This window comes from Pseudoduganella sp. UC29_71, assembly GCF_042693265.1.
In the GTDB taxonomy this organism is placed as follows: domain Bacteria; phylum Pseudomonadota; class Gammaproteobacteria; order Burkholderiales; family Burkholderiaceae_D; genus Rugamonas.
The window spans coordinates 1128225-1153124 of the sequence record NZ_CP170549.1 but is presented as its reverse complement, the minus strand read 5'-3'; the positions used below and the strand labels follow the sequence as shown (position 1 = coordinate 1153124).

At 66.7% G+C, this 24900-nt stretch carries 18 protein-coding genes; 14 read left to right on the top strand and 4 right to left on the bottom strand.

The annotated features are described in order from the left end of the window. Positions 1-2: 2 nt before the first annotated feature. Positions 3-1277: an ABC transporter substrate-binding protein gene (locus ACFJI2_RS05110; RefSeq protein ID WP_377704029.1), complete on the bottom strand. Its 1275-nt coding sequence runs from the start codon at positions 1275-1277 to the stop codon at positions 3-5. A 328-nt stretch (positions 1278-1605) separates the two neighbouring features. Here ACFJI2_RS05110 and ACFJI2_RS05105 point away from each other — a divergent pair, with 328 nt between their 5' ends. From ACFJI2_RS05105 to ACFJI2_RS05080, 6 genes are all read left to right on the top strand, one after another. Further along, positions 1606-2874 (top strand): maltoporin, encoded by a 1269-nt coding sequence (locus tag ACFJI2_RS05105; RefSeq protein ID WP_377704028.1) that lies wholly within the window; start codon positions 1606-1608, stop codon positions 2872-2874. A 37-nt stretch (positions 2875-2911) separates the two neighbouring features. Continuing rightward, a complete protein-coding gene (locus ACFJI2_RS05100; protein ID WP_377705796.1) occupies positions 2912-4165 on the top strand; it encodes an ABC transporter substrate-binding protein in 1254 nt (417 codons plus the stop codon). Between the two features lie 175 nt (positions 4166-4340). Further along, positions 4341-5327, top strand: coding sequence for a carbohydrate ABC transporter permease (locus ACFJI2_RS05095; protein ID WP_377704027.1), 987 nt, complete (start codon positions 4341-4343; stop codon positions 5325-5327). Positions 5328-5367: 40 nt separating this feature from the next. After that, positions 5368-6195, top strand: a complete 828-nt coding sequence (locus ACFJI2_RS05090) for a carbohydrate ABC transporter permease (protein WP_377705795.1) — start codon at positions 5368-5370, stop codon at positions 6193-6195. A gap of 10 nt (positions 6196-6205) precedes the next feature. Beyond that, complete coding sequence (locus ACFJI2_RS05085; RefSeq protein ID WP_377704026.1) at positions 6206-7345, top strand: ABC transporter ATP-binding protein; 1140 nt, start codon at positions 6206-6208, stop codon at positions 7343-7345. A 181-nt stretch (positions 7346-7526) separates the two neighbouring features. After that, positions 7527-9152, top strand: a complete 1626-nt coding sequence (locus tag ACFJI2_RS05080) for an Ig-like domain-containing protein (RefSeq protein WP_377704025.1) — start codon at positions 7527-7529, stop codon at positions 9150-9152. A gap of 13 nt (positions 9153-9165) precedes the next feature. Here the strand turns inward: ACFJI2_RS05080 and ACFJI2_RS05075 are convergent, their stop codons facing one another. After that, positions 9166-10179: an aldo/keto reductase gene (locus ACFJI2_RS05075; protein ID WP_377704024.1), complete on the bottom strand. Its 1014-nt coding sequence runs from the start codon at positions 10177-10179 to the stop codon at positions 9166-9168. A 98-nt stretch (positions 10180-10277) separates the two neighbouring features. Between ACFJI2_RS05075 and ACFJI2_RS05070 the strand changes: the two genes are divergently transcribed. Beyond that, the gene (locus tag ACFJI2_RS05070; protein ID WP_377704023.1) at positions 10278-11174 is read left to right on the top strand and encodes a LysR substrate-binding domain-containing protein; all 897 of its coding nucleotides are present in this window, start codon (positions 10278-10280) and stop codon (positions 11172-11174) included. On the opposite strand, the gene ACFJI2_RS05065 is transcribed toward ACFJI2_RS05070, so the two are convergent. Then, on the bottom strand, positions 11171-11611 hold the full coding sequence (locus ACFJI2_RS05065) for a DUF29 domain-containing protein (protein ID WP_377704022.1): 441 nt from the start codon (positions 11609-11611) through the stop codon (positions 11171-11173). The two genes, ACFJI2_RS05070 and ACFJI2_RS05065, sit on opposite strands and share 4 nt — an antisense overlap. A gap of 106 nt (positions 11612-11717) precedes the next feature. On the opposite strand from ACFJI2_RS05065, the gene ACFJI2_RS05060 reads away from it, so the two are divergent. After that, the gene (locus ACFJI2_RS05060) at positions 11718-13217 is read left to right on the top strand and encodes a c-type cytochrome (protein WP_377704021.1); all 1500 of its coding nucleotides are present in this window, start codon (positions 11718-11720) and stop codon (positions 13215-13217) included. On the opposite strand, the gene ACFJI2_RS05055 is transcribed toward ACFJI2_RS05060, so the two are convergent. Further along, positions 13218-13589: a c-type cytochrome gene (locus tag ACFJI2_RS05055; protein WP_377704020.1), complete on the bottom strand. Its 372-nt coding sequence runs from the start codon at positions 13587-13589 to the stop codon at positions 13218-13220. Between the two features lie 246 nt (positions 13590-13835). On the opposite strand from ACFJI2_RS05055, the gene ACFJI2_RS05050 reads away from it, so the two are divergent. From ACFJI2_RS05050 to ACFJI2_RS05025, 6 genes are all read left to right on the top strand, one after another. After that, on the top strand, positions 13836-15107 hold the full coding sequence (locus ACFJI2_RS05050; RefSeq protein ID WP_377704019.1) for a dicarboxylate/amino acid:cation symporter: 1272 nt from the start codon (positions 13836-13838) through the stop codon (positions 15105-15107). 25 nt (positions 15108-15132) lie between these two features. Next, complete coding sequence (locus ACFJI2_RS05045) at positions 15133-16212, top strand: porin (protein ID WP_377704018.1); 1080 nt, start codon at positions 15133-15135, stop codon at positions 16210-16212. A gap of 61 nt (positions 16213-16273) precedes the next feature. Then, positions 16274-18148: an ATP-binding protein gene (locus ACFJI2_RS05040; protein ID WP_377704017.1), complete on the top strand. Its 1875-nt coding sequence runs from the start codon at positions 16274-16276 to the stop codon at positions 18146-18148. Then, the gene (locus ACFJI2_RS05035; protein ID WP_377704016.1) at positions 18148-19482 is read left to right on the top strand and encodes a sigma-54-dependent transcriptional regulator; all 1335 of its coding nucleotides are present in this window, start codon (positions 18148-18150) and stop codon (positions 19480-19482) included. The genes ACFJI2_RS05040 and ACFJI2_RS05035 overlap by 1 nt, the downstream gene beginning before the upstream one ends. A 106-nt stretch (positions 19483-19588) precedes the next feature. Further along, a complete protein-coding gene (locus ACFJI2_RS05030; protein ID WP_377704015.1) occupies positions 19589-22672 on the top strand; it encodes a response regulator in 3084 nt (1027 codons plus the stop codon). Between the two features lies 1 nt (position 22673). Beyond that, positions 22674-24812 (top strand): putative bifunctional diguanylate cyclase/phosphodiesterase, encoded by a 2139-nt coding sequence (locus tag ACFJI2_RS05025; RefSeq protein WP_377704014.1) that lies wholly within the window; start codon positions 22674-22676, stop codon positions 24810-24812. Positions 24813-24900 lie beyond the last annotated feature (88 nt).

Genomic DNA, 24900 nt, shown 5'->3' with positions numbered 1-24900 from the left:
GATTATCTTGTCTTGGTAAACGTGCGGGCGATGGTGCCCAGCCGGCGCTGGGTGTCGGCCACACTCACATTATCGTCCAGGAAGTAGCGGTGCACCTCCGCCACGATGGCGTCGCGCACGATCTCCTCGGTGGCCATGCGGTGCACCAGGCTGGGCACCAGCGCGTCCGGGCCGCTGTTGAACAGCTTCCACGAGGCGCGCGCGCAGCTGTCCATCTTCGACAGCACGGGATTGCGCAGCACCGGGATGGAACCCTTGATCTGGTTGTAGTCGTTCTGCAGCGCGGGCGACATGATCAGCGCGGCCAGCTTCTCCTGCGCCGGGCGGTGCGATTCGCGCGTGGCCAGCATGCCCAGCGTGTCGATGTTGTACAGGTGGTAGCTGGCCGTGCCCGGCACGGCGGCGCAGCCGAAGCCCTCCTCCACCGTCAGCCCGCGCGACACCAGCTCACCCTTGGCCCAGTCACCCATCACCATGAAGGCGGCGCGCCCTTCGGCCAGCTCGCGCACGCCCTCGTCCCAGCTGCGCTCCTGGATAGGAGTGCCCATCCACTTCTTCATGCTGCGCAGCCGCTGCAGGGCCGTGGCCAGGCGCGGGTCCATATAGGCGGCGGCGCTGCGGCGCTGGAACAGGTCGCGGTGGAACTCGGCGCCTTCGGACAGCACCAGCGCCTCGAACAGCGTCGTCACCTGCCACGGCTCGCTGCTTTGCGCCAGCGGCACGATGCCCGCCTGGTGCAGCTTCGCGGCCGCGTGTTCGAACTGCGGCCAGTTCTCGGGCACGGCCAGGTTCACGCGCGCCAGCAGCTTGCGGTTGTAGAACATGGTGTTCATGCGGTGGATGCCGACCGGCGCCGCGTACACGTGGCCGTCGGACTTGATGGCTTCGGCCACGGTGGGCAACAGCTGCTTGTCCCATTTGCCGGCGGCGGCCACCGCATCCAGGTCCAGCAACAGGTCCAGCCTGGCCCAGTCGCGGATCACGATGCCGTTCACCTGCGCCACTTCCGGCGCGTCCTTGGCCAGCATGCGGCTGCGCAGCACGATGCCGGCGCCGGCGCCCGAGCCACTGGGGATCATGCTGTCGCGCCAGCCTATATCGGCCTCCGATGCGAGGCGCGCGGCGATCAGGTCCACGGCCTTGCGTTCGCTGGCCGACTTCCACCAATGCAGCACTTGCAGGGATTCGGCGCGCGCGCCGGCGGACGCGGCAAAGCCTGCCACGCTCAATAGCAGGCATGCAGCAAAACACAGCTTGTAGCGAGTGGTCTCCGTCATTTTTTCCAGCCATTCTGTGATGGCATTTTGTGTGCACAGACTATAACCCAAAGCATTCTTGAAACGATGGTAAGGATGCACAGCATTTTGCAAGAAAGCGTATGGATTTATTGCGAAATGTTGCAGCCGCTGCGGCGCAGCATGCTGGGGCTTTGTAAAGTTTTGTTAGCGCGCCGCCTGCCCTCGCACAGATGTTTTTCATATAAATCAACTACTTAAGTAGCGCATTGGTGCTGCGGCGGCGCCTGCTGGAATCACATGTCGGCCGATGCTACTGTCGGTCCCGGTAGCAAAAACACATAACAAACTTATACCGGAGACCGACCTTATGATGAACCGATTCATCCGCCGTTCCCTGCCCGCCGCCATTGCGCTGGCCCTGTCCTGCGGCGCCGCGTATGCCGGCGACCACGAAACCGAAGGCTTCCACGGCTATGTGCGCGCCGGCGGCGGCACCAGCAACCACGGCGGCACGCAGACCTGCTACGGCCTGGGCGGCATCACCATGTCCTACCGCCTCGGCAACGAGTGCGACAGCTTCACGGAACTGGGCTACACGCAGCAGCTGGCCAAGTCCGCCAACGGCGCCACCTTCGTCGGCACCTTCTGGGCGGACGCCTACAAGAACAGCTCCGACTTCGGCGACGCCAAGCTCGGCGTGTCCAAGGCCTACATCGAAGCGAAGAACCTGCCCTTCATGGACGGCGGCATCATCTGGGTCGGCAAGCGCCACTACTACCGTCCCGACATCCACATGCTGGACATGCAGTACATCAATATGAACGGCACCGGCGGCGGCATCGACGGCTACCCGCTGGGCGCCGGCAAGATCAGCTACGCGGTCTTCAAGGACAACGACTTCAACACCACCGACCCGGCCACCGGCAAGGTGATCGACTCGCCGTCCGCGCTGCGCCAGAACATCGTCTACGAAGGCCTGCCGGTCAACCCCAACGGCACGCTGGACTTCGCGGCGTCCATCATCTCGGCCCAGGGCCAGGACAAGACCACGCACGACGGCTGGCAACTGTCGGTCTTCCACCGCCAGGCCAAGGTCTTCGGCGGCGGCAACACCTTCGGCGTGCAGTACGGCGTCGGCCCGGGCACCGGCATCAACGGCCCGTGCTGCGCCCGCATCGGCCCGTCGGGCAGCACGCTGCTGGGTTCGGACTACACCCGTTTGCGCGTGTTCGACGACGTATGGATACAGCCGACGCGCGACTTCAGCATGGAATTCGTGGCCCTGTACCAGCGCGACAAGAACGACAAGGACGGCGCCACCACCTGGACCACCGTCGGCACCCGCCCGGTGTACGCCTTTGCCGAGAACTTCAAGCTGCAGGCCGAACTGGGCGTGACCCAGCTCAAGTCCGACAAGACGCCCGGCACCCAGCGCCTGACCAAGCTGACCATCGCGCCGACCATCAGCCTGGCGCGCGACTACTGGGCGCGTCCGGAACTGCGCTTCTTCGTCAGCTACGGCAAGTGGAACGACGCGGCCAGCAAGGCGGTCAACGCCTTCAACAATTCCGGCGCGGTGTACGGCAGCGACACCAGCGGCGTGTCCTACGGCATCCACATGGAAGCCTGGTGGTAAGCGCTTTTTTCTATAATCAAGGAGACACACAATGAACATGAAACCACTGGCGCTGCGCGCCCTCGTCCTCAGCGTGGCAGCCGCTGCCCTCGCATCGGCCGCCCAGGCCGCGCCGCAAGTCGAAGTGCTGCACTACTGGACCTCCGGCGGCGAAGCGAAATCGGCCGCCGAACTGAAAAAGATCATGGAATCGAAAGGCGTGGCGTGGAAGGACTTCGCCGTGGCCGGCGGCGGCGGCGAGAACGCCATGACCGCGCTGAAGGCGCGCGTGATGGCCGGCAGCGCGCCGACCGCCGCGCAAATCAAAGGCCCGTCCATCCAGGAATGGGGCCAGGAAGGCACGCTGGCCAATATCGACGCGGCCGCCACCGAAGGCAAGTGGGAATCGCTGCTGCCGCCGGTCGTCACCGGCGTGATGAAGTACAAGGGCCACTTCGTGGCGGTGCCGGTCAATGTGCACCGCGTGAACTGGCTGTACGTGAATCCGGCCGTGCTGGCCAAGGCCGGCGCCAAGGCGCCCACCAACTTCGCCGAGTTCTTCGACGCGGCCGACAAGATCAAGAAAGCCGGCCTGGTCGCCGTTGCCCACGGTGGCCAGCCGTGGCAGGACGCCACCGTCTTCGAGTCCGTGGTGCTGGGCGTGGGCGGCGCAGACTTCTACAAGAAGGCCCTGGTGCAGCTGGACCAGGCCAGCCTGACCGGCCCCACCATGATCAAGGCCTTCGAAACGCTGGCGCGCATCAAGACCTACATCGACAAGGATGCGGCTGGCCGCGACTGGAACCTGGCCACGGCCATGGTCATCAACGGCAAGGCCGGTATGCAGTTCATGGGCGACTGGGCCAAGGGCGAGTTCACCGCCGCCGGCAAGGTTCCGGGCAAGGACTTCCTGTGCCTGGCCGCGCCGGGCACAGACCAGGCCTTCACCTTCAACATCGACTCGCTGGCCATGTTCAAGGTGAAAAGCGCGGACGACCAGAAAGCCCAGCTGACCCTGGCCAATGCCGTCATGAGCCCCGAGTTCCAGGAAGTGTTCAACCTGAACAAGGGTTCCATCCCGGTCCGCGCCGGCGTCTCGCGCGCCAGGTTCGACAGCTGCGCCACCAAGTCGATGGACGACCTGGCCGCCACCAGCAAGAGCAACACGCTGGTGCCGTCGCTGGCGCACGGCATGGCCGTCGACAGCGCCAAGGCCGGCGCCATCCAGGACGTCATCGCCAAGTTCATGAACTCGAACATGACGCCGCAAGCCGCCGCGCAAGCGCTGGCCAAGGCAGCCAAGACCATGTAACACGCCGCACCGAGGCACCGCGACCGGTGGCACCCCACCCGGTGCCACCCCATCGATGGCCCCCTATCGATGGCACCGTAGGGCGGGTTAGCGCAAAGCGCGTAACCCGCCAGCGCGCCGCCAAGCGCCGCCCCACGGTACACGGTCCTGCCTCACGCTCTGGAGAACCCGCACTATGTCCGCCACACCGCTCTATTCCGTTCCGCCCGCACCGGCGCCCAAGGCCGCTGCCAAGCCCGCCGCCGCCAACGACAGCTCGGCCAAACCTCCCGCCAGCAGCCGCTTCGGCGCCCTGGCCGACGCCTGGCTGCCTCGCCTGGTGCTGTCACCCACCATCATCGCCTCGCTGGTCTTCGTGTACGGCTTCATCGGCCTGACCGCCTGGCTGTCGCTGACCGAGTCGCGCATGATGCCCAATTTCGACTACGCCGGTTTCGGCCAGTACGAACGCCTGTTCGGGATCGAGCGCTGGTGGGTTTCGGCCAGCAACCTCGGCATCTTCGGCGGACTGTTCATCCTGTTCTGCCTCGCCATCGGCCTGACCATGGCCATCCTGCTGGACCAGCGCATCCGCCACGAAGGCGCGCTGCGCGCCATCTACCTGTATCCGATGGCGCTGTCCTTCATCGTCACCGGCGCGGCCTGGAAGTGGATATTGAACCCCGGCCTGGGCCTGGAAAAAATGCTGCACGACTGGGGCTACACCAGCTTCACCTTCGACTGGCTGGTCAACTCCGACATGGCCATCTACACCGTCGTCATCGCCGGCGTGTGGCAATCGTCCGGCTTCGTCATGGCGCTGTTCCTGGCCGGCCTGCGCAGCGTGGACGACAGCATCATCAAGGCCGCGCAGGTCGACGGCGCCAGCCTGCCCACCATCTACCGCCGCATCGTCATCCCCTCGCTGCGCCCGGTGTTCTTCAGCGTGCTGCTGGTGCTGGCCCACATCGCCATCAAGAGCTTCGACCTGGTGATGGCATTGACCGCCGGCGGCCCCGGCACCTCGTCCGACGTGCCGGCCATCTTCATGTACCAGTTCTCGTTCACGCGCGGCCAGCTGGGCCTGGGCGCCGCCTCGGCCATGATGATGCTGGCCACCGTGCTGGCCGTGCTGGTGCCGCTGATGTATCTCGAAACGAAAGGAGCGCGCCATGGCCGCTGACCTGAACCACGACGGCAGCCGCATCACGGCCGGCCGCGTGATGCTCTACACCCTGCTGGTACTGGTGGCGCTGTACTACCTCGCGCCGCTGTACGTGATGCTGACCACCTCCGTGAAAACGCTGGACCAGATCCGCGAGGGCAACCTGCTCGACTTCCCGCTCGCGCCCACCACGGCCGCCTGGTCCAAAGCCTGGTCGCAAGCCTGCACCGGCGTGCGCTGCGAAGGCCTGGCGCCCTACTTCTGGAACTCTGTGCAGATGGCGATACCGGCCGTGCTGATCTCCAGCCTGATCGGATCGCTGAACGGCTACGTGCTGGCCCACTGGCGCTTCCCCGGCCACAACCTGGTGTTCACCGCGCTGATGGTGGGCTGCTTCATCCCCTTCCAGGTGGTGATCCTGCCGATGGCGCGCCTGCTGGGCATGGCCGAACTGGCCAACACCACCAGCGGCCTGATCGTCGTGCACATCATCTACGGCATCGCCTTCACCACGCTGTTCTTCCGCAACTACTACGTGACCGTGCCGGATGAACTGGTGAACGCCGCGCGCATCGACGGCGCCGGCTTCTTCATGATCTACCGCCGCATCATCTTCCCGCTGTCGCTGCCCATCTTCATGGTGTGCTTCATCTGGCAGTTCACGCAGATCTGGAACGACTTCCTGTTCGGCGTGGTGTTCGGCGGCTCGGATGCGCAGCCGGTGACGGTGGCGCTGAACAACCTGGTCAATACCTCCACCGGCGTGACCGAATACAACGTGAACATGGCGGCGGCCATCATCGCCGCGCTGCCGACACTGCTGATCTACCTGGTCGCAGGCAAATACTTCGTGCGCGGCCTCACCGCCGGCGCCGTCAAAGGTTAAGGAGACTCTCATGGCAAGCTTATCAATCCGCAATGTGCGCAAGGTGTATCCGAACGGCGCCGAAATCCTCAAGGGCATCGACCTCGATATCGAAGACGGCCAGTTCCTGATCCTGGTGGGCGGTTCCGGCTGCGGCAAGTCCACCTTGCTGAACATGATCGCCGGCCTGGAAAACATCTCGCAGGGCGAGATCCGCATCGGCGAGCGCGTGGTCAACAACGTGCCGCCCAAGGAGCGCGACATCGCCATGGTGTTCCAGTCCTATGCGCTGTATCCCACCATGACGGTGCGCGAGAACATCTCTTTCGGCCTGGGCATCCGCAGGGTGCCGAAGGCCGAGCAGGAGACCATCGTCAACCGCGTCGCCGAGACGCTGCAGATGACGCACCTGCTGGACCGCAAGCCCGCCATGCTGTCCGGCGGCCAGCGCCAGCGCGTGGCCATGGGCCGCGCCATCGCGCGCGATCCCTCGCTGTTCCTGTTCGACGAGCCGCTGTCCAACCTGGACGCCAAGCTGCGCGTGGAAATGCGCGCCGAGATCAAGCTGCTGCACCAGCGCCTCGGCGCCACCATCGTCTACGTCACGCACGACCAGATCGAAGCGATGACGCTGGGCGACCGCATCGCCGTCATGCGCGACGGCGTGGTGCAGCAGTTCGGCAGCCCGCAGGAGATCTATGACCAGCCGGACAACCTCTACGTGGCCGGCTTCATCGGCTCGCCGTCGATGAACTTCCTGCGCGGTAAGCTGGTGGCCCACGCCGCAGGCGCCGCCTTCGCGCTGGAACACGAAGGCGCCACCACGCTGCTGCCGCTGCCGGCCAACCACGCCGCCGCCAGCCACTTCGGCGCCTGGCTGGGCCGCGAACTGATACTGGGCATCCGCCCCGAGCACGTGACCGACGCACTGAGCGCGCGCCGCGCCGAAACGCCGGAAGGCTACCACCCGATGGAAGTGCCCTGCGCCATCGAGATGACCGAACCCACCGGCCCGGACACGCTCGCCTTCGCCTGGTTCAACGGCGTGCGCGCCACGTGCCGCACGCACCCGCGCGCCGGCGCCGAGCCGGGCGCGCGCATCCCGCTCGCGTTCGACCTGTCGAAAGCCATCCTGTTCGATCCGGCCACGGAGATGCGCCTGGGCGCCTGATCCCGCACCGCTTTACCGCTGCTCCCTCTTTTGACCGGCACTCGCCGGTCTTTTTTTACCTGCCGTATTTATCATCCTGCAAATGAGTGCACACTCACCCTGCGCACGATTGAATCCACTGTTGACCCCGGTCCCTTGCATCGCAATACTGACCAGCCCGATTACTCCAAGACACCGCGACATGGCAACCGTTACCGAAGTCCGCAGCACCACCCTCTCCGGCTTGAACCACATCGACGCACTGCTGAACAACCTGCCAAACTGGAACTACCAGACCTCCGGCGGCAACAACCTGTACTACTCCTTCTCCACCACCGCCGGACTGGAAAGCGGCAACAGCGCCATCGTCAGCGCGCCGCAGGCATTCACTGCGGCGCAGCAGGTCGCCGCGCGCGGCGCGCTGTCGTACATCTCGCAGCTGACCGGCATCCGGTTCACCGAGACCAGCGACGGCAGCGCCGCCCAGATCCACCTGGCCAACGCCAACATCAGCGGTTCCAATACCACCGGCCTGGACAGCTCGCGCTACAGCTACTCCTACGACGGCAGCAACACCGTCACCAAGTTCGCTGCTGCCACCTGGGTCTATCTGGACAGCGCGGAATGGGCGGGCATGAACGCCAACCTGGCGGCAGGCACGCAGGGCTACGAGACGCTGCTGCACGAACTGGGCCACGCGATGGGGCTGAAGCACTCGTTTGAAGGCGCGATCACGCTGCCTGCCGCCACCGACAACACGGCCTACACGCTGATGTCCTACACCCACAGCGGCGGCGCGCATTCCACCTTCGGCGAGTACGACATCGCAGCGCTGAAATGGCTGTACGGCGGCGACGGCCTGGGCGGCGCGCTGGGCGTGAACTCCACCGGCGGCGGGCGCTACTTCACGGGCACCAGCCTGGCCGACACGCTGAACGGCACGGCCGCCAACGACATGCTGGAAGGCGGCACCGGCGACGACACGCTGAACGGCGGCGCCGGCACGGACACGGCGTTCTACAACGGCCTGCATACGGCTTACACCGTGTCGCAGCTCAGCGCCGGCAGCTGGCGCGTGAGCGGCGCGCAGGGCACGGACACGCTCAGCAACATCGAGCAACTGCGCTTCAGCGACGGCACCTTTGCCATCGGCAGTGCCGGCGCCACCACGCCGCCGGCGGACACCACCGCGCCGGCGCAGCCGACGCTGGTATTCACCAAGGACGGCTGGGCTGCCGCCAGCGGCAACCACCCTACCTTCAGCGGCGTGGCCGAAGCGGGCGCCAAGGTGGAGATCTTCAACGGCAGCACCAGCATGGGCGTGGGCACGGCAGCGGCCAACGGCAGCTGGTCCATCACGCCGGTGGCGGTGGCCAACGGCAGCTACCACGTGACGGCCAAGGCCACCGACGCGGCCGGCAACGTGTCGGCCGCATCGGCCGCGCAGGACTTCACGGTGCTCAGCGCGCGCAACGTGACCGGCACGGCGGGCAACGACACGCTCAACGCGCTGACCGCCAACAACTACATCGACGGCGGCGCCGGCACCGACACCGTGGTCTACGCCGGCGTGCGCGCCAACTACACCGTCGGCAAGACGGCCTATGGCTACAAGGTCACCGACGTGGCCGGCACCGGCGGCGGCAGCGACCTGCTGGTGCGCAGCGAATTCATCAAGTTCGCCGACGCCACCATGGCGCTGGATAACAGCGGCATCGTGGCCACGTCCGCCAGCGCCTCGGTGGCCTCTTTCGACCTGGCGCCCGATCACGAGATCCAGCTGATCGGCCGCCACCACCACGCGGCCGAGCACGCGCACTTCGGCTGAAACCTGGCTGGCCTCAGGCGCCGAACGGCAAGGGGGCGTTGGGCGCCACCAGCTGTTCGGCGCGCAGCGCGTGCCAGAACTCGGCCGGAATCTTCTCGGCCATGGCCGCCGCGTCTTCCGCGATGCGTTCGGGACGGCTGGCGCCCGGGATCACCGCCGCCACGGCCGGATTGGCCAGCGAGAACTGCAGCGCCGCCGCCTTGATGCTGACGCCGAAGCGCTGCGCCAGCGCCTTCAGGCGCGCCACCCGGGCCAGGATGTCAGGCGAGGCTTGCTGGTACTCGAAGGTCTGGCCGCCGGCCAGCACGCCCGAGCTGTACGGGCCGCCCACCACGATCTCGGCGCCATGCTCCAGCGACATCGGCATCACGCGCTGCAGGGCGCTGGCGTGGTCCAGCAGGGTGTAGCGGCCGGCCAGCAGGAAGCCGTCCGGCTTCGGTTCGTCCAGCGCCAAGGTCAGCTCGATCGGCTCCACCTTGTTCACGCCCAGGCCCCAGCCCTTGATGACGCCCTCGTCCTTCAGCTTTGCCAGTGCGCGGAAGGCGCCGGTGCGCGCGCTTTCGAACTGCGCCAGCCATTCGTCGCCGAAGAAGTCCTGCGCCACGTCGTGCACCCAGACGATGTCGATGCGGTCGGTCTTCAGCCGCTTCAGGCTGCCTTCGATGGAACGCAGCGTGGCGTCGGCCGAATAGTCGTTGACGATCTTGTTGCGGTTGCCGTGCTCGAACAGGCCGCCCTTCTCGCCCAGGCTGCGCTGGGACGGGTCTTCCAGTTCATCCAGGACCACGCGGCCCACCTTGGTGCTCAGCACATACGCGCTGCGCGGGCGCTGGCTCAGCGCCGCACCCAGGCGCTGCTCCGCCAGGCCGGCGCCGTACAGCGGCGCCGCGTCGAAGAAGCGCACGCCATGGTCCCAGGCCGCATCCACGGTGGCCAGCGCTTCGGCTTCGGGAATGTTGCGGAACATATTGCCCAGGGGCGCGGTGCCGAAACCGAGTTGGCCCGGCAGTTTATCTTTGAGACTCATTGCGTTTCCTTTCGAGAAGTAAGTGACGAAATCTTAGCTTGCCGAGTTAATGCAGTCCAAGACATAATATGCACAACTTGAGTCTCACGAGGTCTGACATGCTGGATATCCGCCAATTGAACTACTTCGTCGCCGTGGCGGAGGAAGAGCACGTGGGACGCGCGGCCGAGCGACTGCATATATCGCAGTCTCCGCTCAGCAGGCAGATCGCCCAGCTGGAGGAGCGGCTGGGATTGATGCTATTTGAACGCAGCCAGCAGCGCATCCGACTTACGGCAGATGGCAAGACCTTTCTGGCCGAAACGCGCGGCTTCCTCACGCACGGGCAGCGCCTGGAATCGCTGGGGCGCAGGCTGGGCAGGGGCGACGAAGGCGGGCTGTGCATCGGCTATGTCGAGAACGCCATGCATTCGGGCGTGCTGCCGGCCGCGCTGCGCACGGTGCGCAGCACGCGGCCGGCGGTGCACGTGGCACTGTACAACCAGCAGTCGTCGGACCAGCTGGAAGGGCTGCGCCAGCGCAGCCTGGACGTGGCGCTCGTGTGCATGCCGCCGGCAGCGGACGATCCGGAACTGGATCGCGTGCAGGTACTCAGCGATCCCATGCTGCTGGCCCTGCCCGCCGGGCATGCGCTGGCGCAGTCCGAGGCGCTGCAGCGGCCGCTGGCGGTTGCCGACCTGCGCGAACAGGAATGGATCGCCATCCAGCACAAGGACGGCGCGCTGGAACACGACCAGCTCACCGTCACCTGCGCCAAGGCAGGCTTCACGCCGGACGTGCGCATGAGCGCGCCGGAGCCGATGACGGCGCTGGGCCTGGTGGCGGCCGGCCTGGGCATCGCCATGCTCCAGCAGAGCCTGCGCCACCAGGCGCCGCCTGGCGTGGTGCTGCGCGAAGTGCCATGGTTCGAATACCGCACGCCGCTATGGGTGGCCTGGCACCGCGTCACCTTGCGGCCGCTGGTGGACATCTTCCGGCAGATACTGGTTTCCTAAGCCGGCAGGAATGAATCGTCGCGCAATTGCGCCATGCTCCACGGACACTGCGCAGGCAATACGGCCAGGTCCAGGCCCGTTTCGCGCACAACGCAGTCGACCGCATCGTCCCAGTTTTCCTCGATCCACTCAGGATCGTCCAGCAGATGGCGCAGGCTGGGCGTGCGCCGCAGCGTGCGCTCGATCGCGCGACGCTGCACGCGTATGGTGTTGCGCCAGCTGGCGCCGCGCCGCTCGGGCTGATACTGCCACTTCAGCAAATGCTGCATCAGCACCACGAAGCGGCTGGAAATGCCGCGCCGCTCGCTCAGGCTCAGATCTATCATCTCTTCCGCGATTCGTTCGGCATCAATCAGCTGCAACTGCCCCGAACGCAGCAGCTGCGCCTGCTCAAGCGCCCAGGCGGCGATATCGTCGTCGTGTGCAGTGGTATCCATGGCTCCTCCTTTAATGATGTGACCGCAGCGGAGGAAAAAAGTTCCCTGCGGGTAGGGCTGGATACCGGTAAGATGCGCGTGTCCCTACAACAACATTCCACTTGCCATGAACAAGTCCCTACGCATACGCCTCGCCGGGCTGCTGTGCCTGTCCGCGCTGGCTCCGCTTGCCGCACACGCCGCTGTCCAGGCTGGCGAAAAACTGTACCAGGCCCATTGCGCTGCCTGCCACGGCGTGAAACTGGAAGGCGCGGCCGGCCCCAGCCTGGTCGACCAGGTTTGGCTGCACGGCGCGCCGACCAAGGCCAACCTCATCACCGTTGTCAGCAAGGGCGTGGCCGACAAGGGCATGCCGGCGTGGTCGCCCACGCTGAGCGCGGCGCAGATCGCGCAGCTGGCGGACTACGTGGCGCAGTCGGCCCGCGCCGGCGGCAAGCCGGCGGCAGGCGCGGCAAGCCCCGCCACGGCCGCCGCTCCCGCCGTGGCCACTACGGCAACCGTCGCCGCCGCAACCGTGGCTGCCGCCGCGCCGGCAGCGAAGACCGCCCCTGCCGACAAGACCGCCGCCATCCTGGGCGGCCTGAAACTGCCCAAGGGCTTCCGCATCGCCGTCTACGCCGACAAGGTGGAAACGGCGCGCTCGATGGCCGTGTCGGGCAGCGGCGTGGTCTACGTCGGATCGCGCAAGGCCGGCAAGGTGTACGCGCTGGTCGATGCGGACAAGGACGGCGTGGCAGAGAAGGTGGTCACCGTCGCCGAAGGCCTGCAAAACCCGATCGGCGTTACCTTGCTGGACGGCGCGCTGTACGTGGCTGAAATCTCGCGCATCATCCGCTTCGACAATATCGACGCCACCTACGCCGCCAAGCCCGCCTACAAAGTGGTGAAGGACGACTTGCCCAAGGAAACCTGGCACGGCGAGAAATTCATCAAGGCCGGCCCGGACGGCAAGATTTACGTCCCGATCGGCGCCCCGTGCAACACCTGCAACAAGGAAGACCAGCCCTACTCCAAGCTCTGGCGCATGAACGCGGACGGCAGCAACTTCGAGGAATACGCGCGCGGCATCCGCAACACGGTGGGCTTCGCGTGGCATCCGCAGACCAGGGAGCTGTGGTTCACCGATAACGGCCCGGACATGATGGGCGACAATACGCCGTCGTGCGAGCTGAACGTGGCGCCCAAGGCGGGCCTGCACTTTGGCTTCCCCTACTGCCACGGCGGCGTGCTGCCCGATCCCGAATTCGGCAAGCTGCAAGCGTGCGAACAGTTCGTGGCCCCGGTCGCCAAGCTGGGGCCGCACGTGGCGCCGCTGGGCCTGGCCTTCTACACCGGCACCCAGTTCCCGCAGCAATACCGCAACAACCTGTTCATCGCCGAACACGGCTCGTGGAACCGCGACAACAAGATCGGCTACAAGGTCAGCCTGGTGACGCTGTACAACAGCAAAGTGGTGAGCACCACCACCTTCATCGACGGCTTCCTGCGCGACGGCGACGACGTGGTGGGCCGCCCGGTCGACATCGCCGTGCTGGCCGACGGTTCCATGCTGGTCTCCGATGACCACGGCGGCCGCGTGTACCGCGTCACCTACACCGGCAAGTAATCACTGCACGGTGCGCAGATACGCCAGCAGGTTGGCGATCTGCTGCTCGTCCCCGATTCCCCAGAAACGCATCTGGTTATCGGGGACGACTTTTTTGGGCGAGCGCAGGAACGCCGCCAGATTCTGCTCGTTCCACACGATGCCGGACTGCTTCATCGCAGGCGAATACTTGAAATCCGCCGTGGCCCCCGCCTTGCGTCCCACGACGCCATTGAGCTGGGGTCCGAACGCCCCGCGCGCCGACGGCCCCACCTGGTGGCACCACGCGCAGCGCGCGAACGCCCGCTGGCCGGCGGCCGCATCGCCCGGCTTCACCGCCCCCTCAGCCGCCGCCAGCGCGGGCAGCATCAGCAATAAAAATACGCGCAGCATCGCCACTCTTCCGTTTTCCTTGATGACCGCAGTCTAGCACTCCGTCCAAAGTCTCGGACCGGAGGCTCCCGCGCCGTCCAAACATCGGGACGAGAAGCTTGCCGCGCAGCATCCTTAAACGATAGCTCAGCTTACAAATCAAGCACTTAGCGCACATTTCCGCTCCAGGATCGGCAGGCATACGGCTTGCTAAAGAGGCTGGACTCCGCCTACCGCGCGGGGACCTGACTACAAACGGAGACCGGTATGCAAAAGAAGCGCCCCCTCACCCTCTACATCCTGATTGCGATGCTGCTTGGCATCGCCGTCGGCTATGCCTGTAACACGGTGTTTCCCGATAAGAAACTCACCGCCGACATTTCCGCCCACATCTCGCTGGTGACCGACATCTTCCTGCGCCTGATCAAGATGATCATCGCGCTGCTGGTGTTCTCCACCCTCACCGTCGGCATCGCCAACCTGAGCGACGGCAAGGCCGCCGGCCGCATCGGCGCCAAGGCCTTCGCCTGGTTCATCGTCGCTTCGCTGTGCTCGCTCGCGCTGGGCATGGTGCTGTCGAACCTGATGCAGCTGGGCACCAACCTCGGCCTGCCGCTGCCCGACGTGCACGCCAGCACCGGCCTGAAGACGTCGGCCTTCACGCTGAAGGACTTCATCAGCCACGTCGTGCCCAAGTCGCCGATCGAAGCCATGGCCAACAACGAGATCCTGCAAGTGCTGGTGTTCTCCATCTTCTTCGGCTCCGCGCTGGGCGCGCTGGGCGACTCCGGCAAGCGCCTGCTGGCCGTGGTCGATGAACTGGCGCAAGTGATGCTGCGCATTACCGGCGCCATCATGAACCTGGCGCCGCTGGCCGTGTTCGCCGCCATGGCGTCCGTGGTCACCACCAACGGCCTGGGCATCCTGGCCACCTTCGCCAAATTCATGGGCGGCTTCTACCTCGGCCTGTTCTGCCTGTGGGCGCTGCTGATCGGCGCCGGCTTCGTGGTGCTCGGCCCGCGCGTGTTCCGCCTGGTGGGCCTGATCCGCGAACCCTTCCTGCTGGCCTTCTCCACTGCCAGCTCGGAAGCGGCCTACCCGAAACTGCTGGTGGCGCTGGACAAGTTCGGCGTGCAGCGCCGCATCTCCAGCTTCGTGCTGCCCATGGGCTATTCCTTCAACCTGGACGGTTCGATGATGTATTGCACCTTCGCCGTGCTGTTCATCGCCCAGGCCTACGGCATCGACCTGTCCGTCGGCACCCAGATCACCATGCTGCTGTTGCTGATGCTGACCTCCAAGGGCATGGCCGGCGTGCCGCGCGCCTCGCTGGTGGTGATCGCCGCCACGCTGACCCAGTTCAACATCCCCGAAGCCGGCTTGCTGCTGCTGATGGGCGTGGACCAGTTCCTCGACATGGGCCGTTCGGCCACCAACGCAGTCGGCAATGCCGTCGCCACCGCCGTGGTGGCGAAGTGGGAAGGCGCGCTGGGCGAAGAAGAAAAAACGGACGAGCACGCCTACGTGCGCGCCGCATAACCATAATCATACTCAAGGAGACCTGATGAAACACACCGTGACCACCTCCCTGCTGGCCCTGGCCTGCTGCACCGCCCACGCCCAATCCGGCGTCAAGATCTATGGCGTGGCCGACGCCGGCCTGGTCATCGAACGCGGCACCGACGCCGCCACCACCAAGGTCGGCAGCGGCATTGCCTCCGGCTCGCGCCTCGGCTTCAAGGGCACGGAAGACCTCGGCAACGGCCTGACCGCCGGCTTCGTGCTCGAAAGCGGCGTCTATCTCGACACCGGCGCGTCCGGCCAGGGCGGGCTGACCTTCGGCCGCCAATCCTATGTGTCGCTGAACAGCAGCACGCTGGGCAGCATCAGCGCCGGCCGCCAGTACTCCCCTTACTACAAGGTGCTGCGCGACGTGGCCGACCCGTTCGGCGACGGCCTGGCTGGCCAGGCCGCCAACCTGATGGTGCCTAACGCCCGCATGGACAATGCCGTGGTGTACGCCACGCCCACCTGGGCCGGCTGGTCCGCCAACCTGGCCTACAGCGCCGGCGAAGTGGCCGCCGACAGCACCCGCAAGCGCGCACTGGGCGGCGCCGTCAGCTACAGCGGCGGCCCGCTGCTGGTGTCGCTGGCGCACCACCGCCGCGAGGACGCCCTGTCCGCCACGCACGCGCGCAACAGCATGCTGGCGGCACGCTACACGCTCGGCGCCTACCAGCTGCACGCGGCCTACGCCGCCAACCGCGGCATGGGCACGGTGGGCGGCAGCATCCTGGGCACGGCGGGCACCGGCACGCTGACGGGCGGCGGCGCGGCCATTGCCGGCGGTCCGGTCGGCGCGCCCGGCGCGGCCAGCCGCGACCTGCTGCTCGGCCTGTGCGCCACGTTCGGCCCGCACAGCTTCGCCGGCTCGGTGGTGCAGCACGCGGACCGCAGCCCGGCCGACAAGGACGCGCGCCAGTACGGCGTGGCCTATCTGTACGCGCTGTCCAAGCGCACCGACCTGTACACGGCCTACGCCCGCATCCGCAACACCAACGGCGCCACCTTCACCGTGGGCAACGCCAGCGACGACGGCAAAGGCCACAGCGCCATCAATATCGGCCTGCGCCACCTGCTCTGAGGCTAGGGCCTAGCCTGCGCGCGCGGGGTCCGCGCGCGCAGGTTTGCTATAGTTGCCCCTGATGCCAGTCCAGTCCGACACTACCGTTGCCCAGCAGGCGCATGCGCGCCGGCCCCACCGCGTCCGTACCGTGTGGGGGCTGGTGCTGCTGATCGGCCTGGCCCTGCCCTATTTGGCGTACTGGTGGGTGAACCTGGTGACCACGGAGCGCCTGCGCGCGGCGGGCGCGCAACGGCTCGAAGTCTACGCCACCAGCCTGGAAAACCTGCTCGACAAATACGACCTGGTGCCGCGCATGCTGGAGCTGGAAAAGGACGTGGTCGGCCTGCTGGAAAAGCCCGGCGACGAGGACTTGCGCAACAGCGTCAACGAATACCTGGAAGGCCTGAACCGCAAGGCCGGCTCCAGCAATATCTACATCGTCAATCTGCAAGGCCGCACGCAGGCGGCCAGCAACTGGCGCAGCAAGGACAGCTTCGTCGGCGACGACGTCAACTTCCGCCCCTACATCCGCAACGCGCTGCGCGGCCACCCCGGCGGCTTCTACGGCGTTGGCACCACCAGCCTGGAACCGGGCTACTTCTACGCGCACGGCATCTACAAGGACGGCCGCATGGTGGGCGTGGCCGCCATCAAGGTCAGCATCGAAAGCCAGCAGCTGAGCTGGGCGCAGGGCGCGGACAAGGTGGCGCTGGTGGACCCCAACGGCGTGGTCTTCCTCACGTCCGCCTCGGCCTGGAAATTCAAGACGCTGCGTCCGCTGCCGGCCAGTGTGCGCGCCGAGCTGGAGCAGACGCGCCAGTACCACGAGCAGCCGCTGCCCGCGCTGACGCTGGCGCACGACGAACCGCTGTCGAACGGCACCCGCCTGCTGGCCATCCGCGACAGCAACAGCGGCCTGGCGGCCGCGCCGCCGCGCATGCTGGCGCAAACGCGCTCGCTGGCGCCGCGCGACTGGACCTTCATCTACCTGTCCGACCTGAGCGCGGCGCGCGGCAACGCCCGCGTGGCCTTCCTGTTCGCGCTGCTGGCCTACGGCTTCCTGGTGCTGCTGTTCCTGTACTGGCGCCAGCGCGTGCAGTCCAAGGAGGACATGCAGCACGCCTACGACGACCTGGAGCGCATGGTGGACGAGCGCACCGCCAGCCTGGCGCGCATGACGCAGGACCTGAGCAAGGAAGTGGACGTGCGCCGCCAGGCCGAGCAGCAGCTGCACATCACGCAGAACGAGCTGTTCCAGGCCGGCAAGATGGCCGTGCTGGGGCAGATGTCGGCCAGCATCACGCACGAGCTGAACCAGCCGCTGACGGCGCTGCGCACCATGTCCGACAACGCCGTGCTGCTGTTCGAGCGCGGCCGCATGGACGAGGTGCGCAACAACCTGAAAACCATTTCGCAGGTAGTGGCCCGCATGGGCACCATTACCGGCAAGCTGAAAAGCTTCGCCCGCAAGTCCAACGCGGAGCTGGCGGCGGTGTCCATCCATACCTCGATTTCCAACGCGCTGGTGCTGGTGGAGCGCCGCCTGCAGCTGGACAAGGTGAGCTTCCAGCTGCATATCGACGAGGCCGACATCTACGCGCTGTGCGACAGCAACCGCCTGGAACAAGTGCTGCTCAACCTGATGACCAATGCGCTCGACTCCATGGACGGCTGCCCGGTGCGCCAGCTGCGGCTGGACGTCGACAGCACGCCCGAGCGCGTGGTCATCCGCGTGGCGGACAGCGGTCCCGGCCTGAGCGACGAGGCGCGGGCGCGCTTGTTCGAACCGTTCTACACCTCCAAGCCGCAAGGCGAAGGGCTGGGCCTGGGGCTGGCCATTTCAGAACAAATCATCCGGGACTTCGGCGGCAGCCTGCGTGCGGAAAAGCAAACGGAACAGGCCGGTGCCGGCGCCTGCTTCGTCATTGAACTCAAAGCGGCACAGGAGACATGATGGACCCGATTGCAAACGACATCCAGGTGATCCTGGTGGAAGACGACCCGACCGTGCGCGCGGGCAGCGAGCAGGCGCTGGACCTGGCCGGCTTTGTCGTGCACAGCCACGAGAGCGCCGAGCCGGTGGCCAAGCTGCTGCAGCCGCACTGCGCGGCGGTGCTGGTGAGCGATGTGCGCCTGCCCGGCATGAGCGGGCTGGAACTGCTGGCGGCGGCGCGCGCCATCGACGCCGAGCTGCCCGTCATTCTGGTGACCGGCCACGGCGACATCGCGATGGCGGTGCAAGCCATGCACGACGGAGCCTACGATTTCATTGAAAAACCCTATTCGTCCGAGCAGCTGGCTGAGGTGGTGCGGCGCGCGGCGGACAAGCGCCGCCTGCAGCTCGAAGTGCGCGCGCTGCGCCAGCGCCTGGCCCACAGTGTCGGCATCGAAGCCTGCCTGCTGGGCAATGCGCCCGCCATGCAGGCCTTGCGGCAAGTGATACTGGACGTCGCCGGCCAGCCGGCGGACGTGCTGATCTACGGCGAAACCGGCACCGGCAAGGAACTGGTGGCGCGCTGCCTGCACCAGTTCAGCGAGCGCAACAAGCACCAGTACGTGCCGGTCAATTGCGGCGCCATCCCGGAGACCATCTTCGAGAGCGAGCTGTTCGGCCACGAGCCGGGCGCCTTCACCGGCGCCACCAAGCGCCAGATCGGCAAGATCGAGCACGCGTCGCAAGGCACGCTGTTCCTGGACGAGATCGAAAGCCTGCCGCTGGCCATGCAGGTGAAGCTGCTGCGCGTGCTGCAGGAACGCTACATCCAGCGCCTCGGCTCGAACACGCCGGTGCCGCTGGACGTGCGCGTGATCGCGGCCTCCAAGGAGGACTTGAAGGACTACTCGGACCAGGGCAAGTTCCGCAGCGACCTGTACTACCGCTTGAACCTGATCGTGCTGCACATTCCGCCGCTGCGCGAGCGCCGCGAAGACATCCCGCTGCTGTTCGAGCATTTCATGCTGGACGCGGCGGCGCGCTACAAGCGCCCCTGCCCGGTGGTCCCCGCCGCGCAAATGCAGCAGCTGATGGCGCAGGACTGGCCCGGCAATGTGCGCGAGCTGCGCAACGCGGCGGACCGCTTCGTGCTGGGCCTGTCCGCCTGCGCCGAGGCCGCGCCGCCGGCGCCGCTGGCCGACCAGGTGAGCGCCTTCGAGCGCATGCTGATCGAACAGGCGCTGCGCGCGGCCGGCGGCAATGTGGCCGACGCGTGCAGCGCGCTCAGCCTGCCCAAGCAGACCATGTACCACAAGATGCAAAAATACGGCCTGGCAGCCGAGGACTACCGCTGACCTGAACCGGTAGCGCGCTGCAAGCCGTCCGAAGTTAGATCCATATCAAGATGTCGGATTTTCTGGCAGTTATATTTTTCTTAACGGAAATGGCCAGGATCGGCATATGTTCAGCTTCGAACGCTCCGGCTTGAGCCGGAAACTCACCTTGATCAGTGCCTTGTCGACCGGCGGCGCGCTGTTGCTGGCGTTCGCCGTGTTTGCCACTACGCACGTCATGAGCCAGCTTGAACAGGAGCGGCGCCAGCTGTTCACGCTGGCCGGCAGCCTGGCCGCCAGCAGCGAGATCGCGCTGCTCTACGTTGATCCGGCACAAGCCGACCAGGTGCTGGCCCAGGCCGGTTTCGACGGCCGCGACGATATCCGGCAAGTGGCGCTGTTCGACCGCGACGGCAAGCTGCTGTCGCGCATCGTGCCGCGCCAGGACGACCGTCCGCCGCCGCAGGACTTGACGTCGCGCGCGCTGGCCGAACTGGGCAAGACGGGCGCATCCGAGCTGAGCGGCCCGCCCTGGGCGCCCGGGCTGCGCCAGTTCCGCGGCGTGCATTTCCAGCAGGACCAGGTGGGCGCCGTGATGGTGGAAGCGGGCCTGCCGCGCATGTGGCTGGACGTGCTGCAAAACCTGCTGGCGGGCGCGGCGGCGGCGCTGCTGTCCTTCTTCACGGCCCTGTTCCTGGCGCGCCGCTTCCGCGACAACATCGCCGAGCCCATCGCCAGCCTGATCGCGGCGGCGCGCCAGACCGCGGACGGCCAGCCCGGCGCGCCGGTATTGCACACGCGCAGCGACGAGCTGGGCGCGCTGATCGACAGCTTCAACGACATGCTGGTGCAGATCGCCAGCCGCGACGCCAAGCTGGCCCAGTACCGCGACCAGCTTGAGCGCCAGGTGGGCGTACGCACCGAGCAGCTGGAGAAGGCCAAGAATGCGGCCGAAGCGGCCAGCCAGGCGAAAAGCAACTTCCTGGCCACCATGAGCCACGAGATCCGCACGCCGATGAACGGCGTGCTGGGCATGACCGAGCTGTTGCTGGCCTCGCCGCTCACGCCGCAGCAGCGCCACTACACCAGCATGGTCAAGCGCTCGGGCGAACATTTGCTGTTCATCATCAACGACATCCTGGATTTTTCCAAGATCGAGGCCGGCAAGCTGACGGTGGAATACATCCACTTCAACTTCCGCGAGCTGCTGGACGATATCGACAATGTGTTTTCGCCGCAGGCGCAGGCCAAGCGCATCCTGCTGGAGTTCGCCATTGCCAACGATATTCCGGTGGCCATCTGCGGCGACCCGAACCGGCTGCGCCAGGTGTTGTTCAACCTGCTGGGCAACGCCATCAAATTCACCGAGACCGGCAAGATCACGGTCAAAGTGCACGTGACCAGCGAGGACACCCAATCGGTGGGCCTGCGCTTCGAAGTGCACGACACCGGCATCGGCGTGTCGCGCGAGGCGCGCGCGCGCATCTTCGATTCCTTCTCGCAGGCGGACGGCTCCACCACGCGCAAGCACGGCGGCACGGGCCTGGGCCTGGCGATCTCCAAGCAACTGGTGGAGCTGATGGGCGGCACTATCGGCGTGGACCATGCTTTAACGCAAGGATCGATCTTCTGGTTCGCCGTACAGTTCGACAAGCGCCGCGTGGAGGCTGAGGACGCGTCGTTCGACCAGAACATCACCTTGGGGATGCGTGCCTTGATAGTCGACCAACACAGCGACAGCCGCGTGCTGCTGGAAAGGCAGCTGGCGCGCTGGCAGATCCACAGCGACAGCGCCGCCAACCCGGAGGCGGCGCTGCGCATGCTGCACGAGGCGGTGGCGCGCGGCCATCCCTACGACGTGGCGCTGCTGGACATGGAGCAGCGCATGGGCAGCGGCCTGATGCTGGCGGCCGAGATCAAGGCCGATCCGGCCATTTCCGCCGTGCGCGTGCTGCTGCTGAGCGACGAGCGCAACGCGGCCGACACGCGCCAGCGGCGCGAGGCCGGCGTCGCCTTCCAGCTGATCAAGCCGCCGCGCGCCTGCGACCTGTACGACTGCATTGCCACGCCCGCGCGCGGCGGCGACGGCAAGCGCACGCCGCGCCCCGCCCCGTCCGCTCCCGAAGCCGCGCCAGCGGCCGCTTGCGAGCCCCCCGCCGCGCCTTTCGCAGCGTCTTTCGCAGCGCCTCTCGCCGCGGCACCCGAGCGCGTACCCGCGCAAGCCGACGCTGGGCTGGCGGCGCCGCCGCGCATCGCGTCCGGCGGCGAGCGGCCGCGCGCGCGGCAGCGCAACAAGGTGCTGCTGGCCGAGGACAACCCGGTCAACGTGGAGGTGGCGTCGGCCATGCTGCAAGGCCTGGGACTGGACGTGAGCCTGGCCTCCAACGGCGCCGAGGCGCTGGACGCCGTGCGCGAGCACCAGTTCGACCTGGTGCTGATGGATTGCCAGATGCCGGTGATGGACGGCATGGCCGCCACCGCCGAAATCCGCCGCCACGAACAGCAGCGCGGCGCCTCCCAGCATCTGCCCGTGGTGGCCATCACCGCCAACGCCATGCCCGGCGACCGCGAAAACTGCCTGGCCGCCGGCATGGACGACTACCTGAGCAAGCCCTTCACGCAGCAAGGCCTGGGCGACACGCTGGCCCACTGGATCGCCCTGCCCCTGGCCGCCACGCTGGCCCGCGACGCCGCCAGTCCCGATGACGAGACCGACCTCTACATCCAGGTGCTGGCGGACACGCCTGCACCGGCTGCAGCCGCGCCCGCAGGACGCACGCCCGGCCAGCTCCGGCGCGCCATGCCCGGCGAGGACACCGGAGCCGCGCAGGACGCCGCCGGCATACCGCCGGCGGCCATCAACTTGCAGGCGCTGGAGAACATCCGCGCGCTGCGCCCGGGCCAGGGCGGCGCACTGCTCAAGCGCGTGCTGCAAGCCTTCCTGGCCGACACGCCGCGCCACCTGGCGGCCATCCGCGCCGCGCTGGACACGGCCGGCGGCGGCACGGAAACGCTGCGCCGCACCGCCCACAGCCTGAAATCGAGCAGCGCCAACGTCGGGGCCGATGCCCTGGCCGCGCTGTGCAAGGAACTGGAACACCTGGCCGGCGCCGGCCTTTCGGATGGCGCACTCCCCCTGCTCGCCAGCATCGAGCGGGAATTCGACGCAGTGCGGCAATCGCTCGGCGCCATCCTCGAGAAGGAACCATGACATGGCAGCGCACCCCTCCCCCAAACGCGGCACCGTGCTGGTGGCCGACGACGATCCCGTGATGCGTCTGCTGATGCTGGAAATGCTGGCCCAGGTGGGCCTGGACGCGGTGGAAGCCGGGGACGGCCCGGCCGCCATCGCCAGCTTCCAGCGCCAGCCGCCGGACCTGGTGCTGCTGGACGTGGACATGCCCAATATGGACGGCTTTGCCGTGTGCCGCGCCATCCGTGCGCTCGGGGAGCCCGGCGCGCAAGGCAGCGACGGCGCGGCCGCTGCCTCGCCGTCCGCCGCCACGGTGCCCATCATCATGGTCACCGGCGGCGACGACCTGGAAGCCGTGACCCAGGCCTATGAAGTGGGCGCCACCGACTTCGTCTCCAAGCCCATCAACTGGCCCATCCTGGGCCACCGCGTCCTCTACGTGCTGCGCGCCAGCGACGCCATCGCCCGCCTGCGCGTGGCCGACGCCCACAACCGCGCCGTGCTGGCCGCCATTCCCGACACCTTCTTCCGCCTGAACCGCGACGGCGTCTACCTCGACTACGAACAGGGCCACGAAGCAGGCAGCGCCTTCCCATCCGACCACTGCGTGGGGCGCCACGTGAGCGACGTGCTGCCGCAGCACATCGCCGGCCAGCTGCTGGAACAGACCCGCGCCGTGCTGGCGTCCCAGCAGATCCGCTCCTTCGACTACGAACTGCTGCTCGGCCAGCAGCAGCGCCATTTCGAGGCGCGCCTGGTGAGCACCGGCGCCGGCGACGTGCTGGGCCTGGTGCGCGACATCAGCGAACGCAAGCGCACCGAGGAGCAGATCCGCCGCCTGGCCTATTGCGACAGCCTGACCGGCATCCCCAACCGGCAAGCCTTCCTGGAATTGCTGGAGCGCGAACTGGCCCATTCGCGCCAGGCCGGCAAGAAATTCGCCGTGCTGTTCATGGACCTCGACTCCTTCAAGCGCATCAACGATACGCTGGGCCACAATGTGGGCGACCTGCTGCTGCAAACGGTGTCCGAACGGCTGCGCGACACCATCCGCCCGAGCGACGTGGTCAGCCACAACCATCTGGCGCGCCTGGGCGGCGACGAATTCACCATACTGATCCCCGACCTGGACCGGGTGGAAGACGCGCTGGCCGTGGCGCAGCGCGTGAAGGACGCCATGCGGCGCCCCTTCCAGCTGGACGGCAATGAAATCTTCGTCACCGCCAGCATCGGCATTTCGCTGTACCCGGAGGACGGCGAGGACAGCGAATCGCTGCTCAAATACGCCGACACGGCCATGTACCACGCCAAGAACTGCGGCAAGAATAACGCCAAACTTTACAGTTCCTCGCTGACCATGCAGATCATGAGCCACGTGAAGCTGGAAGTGGGCCTGCGCAAGGCGCTGCAGAACAATGAGCTGTACCTGCTGTACCAGCCGCAGATCGACGTGCCCAGCTCGCAGATCGTCGGCGTGGAGGCGCTGGTGCGCTGGCGCCATCCCGAACACGGCATCATCCCGCCCAACGACTTCATCCCGCTGGCCGAGGAAACCGGCCTCATTGTGCCGATCGGCGAGTGGGTGCTGCGCACCGCCTGCACCCAGGCCAAGGCCTGGCAGCAGACCTGCCGCCGCGCCATCCGCATGGCGGTGAACCTGTCCGCGCGCCAGTTCAAGGACGAGAACCTGACGCAGATCGTGCTCTCCGCGCTGGGCGACACCGGCCTGGAGCCGCGCCTGCTGGAGCTGGAGCTGACCGAGGGCACGCTGATGGACGACGCGCGCGCCACCATGGCCATGCTGGAGCAGTTGCGCGGCATCGGCGTGCTGCTGTCGATCGACGACTTCGGCACCGGCTACTCGTCCATGAGCTACCTGAAACGCTTCGACGTGCGCGCTCTGAAGATCGACAAGAGTTTCATCACCGGCCTGCCGCAGGACCCGGAAAACGCCGCCATCACGCGCGCCATCATCGCCATGGCGCACGGCCTGAAGATGATCGTGGTGGCCGAAGGCGTGGAGACCGACGAGCAGCTCACGCTGCTGGAGCAATACGGCTGCGACATGGCGCAAGGCTATTTCCTGGGCCGTCCGTCACCGCAGGAATCCATTACCCAGATGCTGACCGTGCAGCGCGCCCCCGCGTCGCCGGCCTGATGCGTCGCTTTCTTTTACACAGCGGAGCGGCCTGAAAGCAGAGGCTGCCATAAGTGCTTGTTTCTGATGCAGTCGCGCGCGGCTGGCA